This window comes from Grimontia sp. AD028 (genome assembly GCF_000973155.1).
GTDB classification, from domain to species: domain Bacteria; phylum Pseudomonadota; class Gammaproteobacteria; order Enterobacterales; family Vibrionaceae; genus Enterovibrio; species Enterovibrio indicus.
The window spans coordinates 45,158-51,454 of record NZ_LASY01000058.1; the positions used below are offsets into that span (position 1 = coordinate 45,158).

4 protein-coding genes are annotated in these 6,297 nt (G+C 47.8%); 2 read left to right on the forward strand and 2 right to left on the reverse strand.

What is annotated here, in order from left to right; genetic code table 11:
* Window positions 1-19 precede the first annotated feature (19 nt).
* Entirely contained in the window at window positions 20-676 is a 657-nt protein-coding gene (gene yihA, locus RN22_RS13710) for a ribosome biogenesis GTP-binding protein YihA/YsxC (protein WP_046305105.1), read from the forward strand.
* Between the two features lie 868 nt (window positions 677-1,544).
* On the opposite strand, the gene polA is transcribed toward yihA, so the two are convergent.
* Window positions 1,545-4,340 (reverse strand): DNA polymerase I, encoded by a 2,796-nt coding sequence (gene polA / locus RN22_RS13715; RefSeq protein WP_046305107.1) that lies wholly within the window; start codon window positions 4,338-4,340, stop codon window positions 1,545-1,547.
* A gap of 529 nt (window positions 4,341-4,869) precedes the next feature.
* Here polA and elbB point away from each other — a divergent pair.
* The gene (elbB, locus tag RN22_RS13720; RefSeq protein ID WP_046305109.1) at window positions 4,870-5,520 is read left to right on the forward strand and encodes an isoprenoid biosynthesis glyoxalase ElbB; all 651 of its coding nucleotides are present in this window, start codon (window positions 4,870-4,872) and stop codon (window positions 5,518-5,520) included.
* Window positions 5,521-5,747: 227 nt separating this feature from the next.
* On the opposite strand, the gene RN22_RS13725 is transcribed toward elbB, so the two are convergent.
* Entirely contained in the window at window positions 5,748-6,188 is a 441-nt protein-coding gene (locus RN22_RS13725) for a GNAT family N-acetyltransferase (protein ID WP_046305112.1), read from the reverse strand.
* Between the last annotated feature and the right edge of the window lie 109 nt (window positions 6,189-6,297).

Here is a 6,297-nt window from a genome sequence, read left to right on the forward strand (position 1 = left end):
AGTCGAGACGGAGTTAACAGTGAATCCTTCACTCAACTATCGAAACACCCACTTTATTACCAGTGCGCCAGATATCAGGGCTTTACCTCATGATACTGGTATCGAGATCGCATTCGCAGGTCGTTCCAATGCTGGTAAATCTAGCTCAATAAACAGGCTTTGTGATCAAAAAAGCTTGGTGAAAACCAGTAAAACGCCGGGTCGCACACAATTAATCAACCTGTTTAAAGTGGATGAGGGATGCCACATTGTTGACTTGCCGGGTTACGGCTACGCGCAAGTGCCGCTGGAAATGAAGCTAAAATGGCAGAAATCTCTGGGCGAATACCTGCAAAAGCGTAACCAGCTTAAAGGCCTCGTCGTGCTGATGGATATCCGTCACCCACTGAAAGAGCTGGATCAGGATTTGATTTTCTGGGCGGTAGACAGCAACTTGCCGGTGCTGGCACTGCTAACCAAGTGTGACAAACTGAAAAGCGGCGCGCGCAAAGCAGAGCTTTTAAAAGTGCGTGAAGCAGCCAAAGATTTTGGCGGTGATGTAGAAGTCGAGCTTTACTCATCATTAAAGGGTATTGGTGTCGATAAACTGCGTAAAAAGCTGGATGGTTGGTACGCTCCGGCACTCGAAATCCCACAAGAATCTGATCAGCAAGATACTGAAAACGACGACGCTTAATCTGTCAGGACGCTGAAAATAAAGACCCCACCAAATAGGTGGGGTAACGGGAGAGAAATAGGAGGTTTTTTTTAGTCGTTATAAAGCTAGTGTCAGTGATTTTCCCCAACCCCGCAAGTTAGACCCGCCTAAACACCTGTCATATTTGCCTCAAAGATCAGGCACCTGTTCTGTTAAAAATTCCAACACATTGATTGTTAATCGCTTTATTTTTATTTTCCAAACTTATTTTTTAAAATGAAATATCATGAGAATCGTATAAATAACGATCGTTTTCATTCTGGAAGTGAGTTACAGATTTGATTGGATAAAAAAAGACCGAATCGATCGCTCAATTCGGTCAGAAATAACGTGTGGGTTGCCTGTCGTAAGTTGGATTGCAGACAACCCTGACACATCAAGAACAAGAAGCAGTGGTCATTATAACGCCAACGCCCTCAAATTAAAGTATTTACTCTAATAAACGGTAACAAAATACAAATACATCAATAGAAATGCAGTTAAAGCAATGTATTTAAAGCAATTAAAGAGAGATATCCAGAAGAGATATTGGATAGGAAAAGCACAATAAAAAATGCCCCGGCTGACATTTGTCAACCGGGGCTGCTGAATCAGCTAAATCCAATAACGTGAAACAAAAGGTCTGAAAGATAGAACATCTTACCTCTGTACCCTACGCCTCTTACTGTATATCAAATGGCCGATTAAGAAAACCCTTTACGTAGTTTTTTTTCATCAAATTATAAAAATGAACACCTGATGTATTCATATTGTTTCATTTAAGAAATAAAAAAGCCCGCAACAGCGGGCTTTTTTCGCGTTAAGTTTTAAGTGTTTGTGCGAGTCAGGTCGGAATCAACCACCTGATTTAATGCGCCTGATCCCAGTTTTCGCCGCTACCAGACTCGGCGACCAGCGGAACTTCTAGCAACGCAGCCGATTCCATTAACTTACAAACCTGTTGCTCAATGTCAGAAAGGTGTTCGGTATCTACTTCCAACACCAATTCATCGTGTACTTGCATGATGAGAGCCACACGACCCTCAGGCTGGGTTTGAATCCAGGCATCCACCAAAATCATCGCGCGTTTGATAATGTCAGCCGCGGTTCCTTGCATAGGAGCATTAATTGCAGCGCGCTCAGCCCCTTTGCGACGCATGGCATTGCTGGATTTGATTTCCGGCAGGTGAAGACGGCGGCCAAAGATAGTTTCTACATAGCCCTGCTCCGCAGCCTGCAGTCGGGTGGTTTCCATGTACTGGCGCACACCAGGGTAGCGCTCGAAGTAGCGTTCCATGTATTGCTGCGCTTCACCACGTGGAATGCCGAGCTGTTTCGCCAGACCAAACGCACTCATGCCATAGATAAGGCCGAAGTTAATGGCTTTCGCACGGCGACGCATTTCTGAGGTCACATCACTGATATCAATCCCCATCACTTCCGCAGCCGTTGCCGCATGGATGTCTTTGCCATGACGGAAAGCGTCAATCAGGGCTTCATCACCAGACAGGTGCGCCATGATACGTAGTTCAATTTGCGAGTAGTCGACTGCCAGAATGGTTTTCCCTGCCGGCGCGATAAACGCCTGACGGATACGACGGCCTTCTTCATTGCGGATAGGAATGTTCTGAAGGTTCGGATCGGTTGATGACAAACGACCCGTTGCCGTGACTGCCTGATGATAAGAAGTGTGCACACGGCCAGTAGCTGGTTTCACCATCTTCGGCAGTTTATCGGTATAGGTGGATTTCAGCTTCGCCAGTCCACGGTATTCCAGAATGCGTTTTGGCAGCGGGTAATCCAACGCCAGCTCCTGAAGCACTTCTTCGTTAGTAGAAGGGGTACCTGATGGTGTCTTCTTCAACACAGGAAGACCCATTTTCTCGAACAGGATTACCTGAAGCTGCTTGGGTGAGCTCAGGTTAAATTCTTCGCCAGCAATCTCAAAAGTTTCCTTTTCGAGCTCGTCCAAGCGAATCGCAATTTCCTGAGATTGCTTCGCCAGCATTTCCGCACTGATCAACACACCATGGCGCTCAATACGCGACAGTACTGGCACCAACGGCATTTCATACTGTTCGAAAATAACTTTCAGTTTCTCGTCATTGTTGAGCTGCGCCATCAGGGCATTGTGCAAACGCAGGGTGACGTCAGCGTCTTCTGCTGCGTAAGGAGCCGCCTGATCCATTTCAATCTGGTTGAAGGTCAACTGCTTCTTGCCCTTACCGGCAATCTCTTCAAAGCTGATGCATTTATGCTGCAGGTAGCGAAGTGCCAGGCTGTCCATGTCGTGCTTACCTGCCACGCTGTTGAACACGTAAGATTCCAACATGGTGTCGTAAGCAATGCCGCGCATCGCGATATCGTAACGTGCCAGCACGCTCGCATCGTATTTCAGGTTCTGGCCAACTTTCAGCGCACCGGCATCTTCGAGCCAGGCTTTCATTTCTGCCAGCACCCAGTCTCTGTCGAGCTGTTTCGGCGCATCCAGATAGTCATGAGTCAGCGGCAGGTAAGCCGCTTCACCTTCAGCAACGGCGAAGGAAATGCCTACCAGGTTGGCTTCCATGTAGTCCAGGCTGTCGGTTTCGGTATCGAAAGCCACGACATTGGTTTTCTTCAGCTTCTCCATCCAGCGTTGGAAGTCTTCTTCTGTCAGGATGGTTTCGTATTGGCTGCGATCAATCGCAGCGGCTTCGAATGTCGCTTCTGCTTTGGCAGACGATTTCGCTGATGAAGCGCCAGAAGCTGCGCGCTCTGCGACGGCATCAACACCTGCACTGCCACTTTGGGCTTCTGCCAGCCAGCGCTTGAAGTTCAGTTCAGTGAAAAGCTCAACCAACTTGTCGTTATCTGCCGCGCGGTTAATCAGCTCTTCCGGCTTAAACGGCAGCTCACAATCAAGCTTGATAGTGGCAAGCTGATAAGAGAGGTAAGCGTTCTCTTTATTGTCCTCTAGCTTCTTCGCCATGGTTTTCGAACCACGGAAGCTAAGGTCTGCAATCTTATCAAGGTTGTCATACAGCGCATCCAGACCACCGATACCGGCGATCAACGCCGTGGCGGTTTTCTCACCTACACCCGGTACGCCCGGGATGTTATCGACTTTATCGCCCATCAGTGCGAGATAGTCGATGATGTGCTCTGGGCCAAAGCCGTATTTGTCATGCACGCCTTGTGGTGTCATGATCACGTTGGTCATGGTGTTAATCAGGGTGACGTTTTCATCCACCAACTGCGCCATGTCTTTATCACCGGTGCTGATAAGGATTGGCATGCCTGCCTTAGAACCTTGCACCGCCAGTGTGCCGATAACGTCATCCGCTTCAACGCCTTCAATCACCAGCATCGGGAAGCCCATGGCTTCAATGATTTGATGCAGCGGAGCAATTTGGCTGCGCAGATCATCCGGCATTGGCGGACGGTGCGCTTTGTATTCCGCATACATGTCGTCACGGAAAGTCTTGCCTTTGGCGTCGAAAATCACCGCCACATGAGATTGCGGATACTGTTTCACCAAGCTGCGCAGCATGTTCACGACGCCATAAACAGCACCTGTTGGCTCGCCATTGGCATTGGTCAGGTTGGGAGAAGCGTGGTACGCGCGGTAGAGATAAGAAGAGCCGTCGACCAGGATCAACGGGTTATCAGAAGTCGTCGCCATAACGTTATAAGCTAACCGGAAAATGATTGATGGGTAAGGATGCCACGAGTTCCGGAGTCTGTTAACCCGAGATTTCGCTCTTCGGCTCAGGAATGCCAAGGTGATCGCTTTGGATTTACAACATTATTCTTCTCTACTTAGCCGACCTTCCCCACCCTGTGCATAAGCCTTATACACAGCTCATTCACTAAAAATCGCTGTGGATAAGTTTGTTGGTATTTATTTTCAGGTCTGTAGATCAAATTCGGAATGCCATAAGGGAAAGAAATTTACCTTATAATTTTTAGACACTTAACCTTAAGTTATTGATCATGATCAGGATCGATCGCCGATCATCGACTGTGGAAAAAGAAATTAGTGGCATGATCGAGTTATCCAGAAAAATTTTCTTTTATCGATCTGTAAGGATGTGATCCGGTTAGATTCAAATCCCTACCAGTTTGCTCATAAACTAGCCTAGCATTGATGATCTGACAGGCTAGGAATGAGCGTTGATTGCCTGTCCCGAATTTAAAATGAGGACACATTTATGAAGAAAGTGGCAGTCATTCTGGCTGGGTGTGGTGTCTACGACGGCGCAGAGATCCATGAATCCGTTTTATCCCTGTTGGCCATTGAGCAGGCGGGTGCTTCCTGGCATTGCTTCGCGCCGGATGTTGATCAACACCATGTGATTAATCATGCCGCGGGTGAAGAATCCGGTGAAACACGTAATGTTCTGGTAGAGGCGGCGCGCATTGCCCGCGGTGATGTAAAACCACTCACAGAACTCAACGTGAATGAGTTTGATGCCCTGCTGCTACCCGGCGGATTTGGCGTTGCTAAGAACCTGAGCTCCTTTGCCACCAGCGACGAAGAAATGGAGATCGAGAAAGAAGTGCTGCGCGTGTGTAAGGCATTCGCCATCGCAGAAAAACCGGCTGGTTATGTCTGTATCTCTCCCGTCTTGATCCCGAAAGTGTATGGCCCCGGTGCGAAAGGGACTATCGGTAACGATCCGCAGACCGCAGCGGCTTTCAACGCCATGGGCGGTGAGCACATTGATTGCCCAGTGGATGACTTCGTGCTGGATCAAAGCCGTCGCCTACTCTCAACACCGGCATACATGCAGGCAACCTCTGTCAGTCAGGCAAATGCGGGGATCTCTAAGCTGGTCAGTAAGCTGGTTGAACTGGCGTAGGGTTTAGCTAGGATAAAAAAGAAAAAAGCGACGCTTTTGAGCAAAAGCGTCGCCTGCATCAGGGTCAACTGCACAACGTAAGCAGTTTCATGCAAAAAACATATACTGGAAGCAATGTGAGCAATGTCGTGTGTCCGAAAGTAAGTTTCCCACTTGCCCTCGAACAAGACAAATAATAATCATTCTCATTACTATTTAGCAAGCAGTATTTTTGTTGTTTTTTACCTTCATGCCACAGGTGTGATTTTCTTCACAAAATGAAGGCGATATTGCTCCAATGCCTCTTTCTTCTCCAGATGTTCAATCTGGTAGTGGTTGTTAAGCAGCAAACACAGCATGCCTGCAAAGCAATTACGGGACTTTACCCTGAGACTGGTATAGCCATGCTTTGCCACCCAACGTTCCTGCGCATGTAACAGCGCCTGTGCAATACCGCGGCGGCGACCAGTTTTGGTCACGCCACCCAGCCAACTGTAAAAACACTCATCATCTAACTGATAGCCAATTTTGACACCGCAAAGCTCTCCGTCGATATCAGCAACCAATACCAATGAAGGCTTGTCACCAATACGTTTTTTTAGTGACTCGAGGGATTCCTGATGGGCAAATTCATCAATCTGGCTGAGCACGTTCACAGCTTCCGCCAGCGTGCCTTCTCGAATGATCATGGGATAGTCCTTGAAATGATTAGCGCCAAGACGCTCGTGTTTCGATTATAGCGCTTGAAGTTAAGACATAAAAAAAGCCGGTCTTTCGACCTAATGCATGTGAATTAAG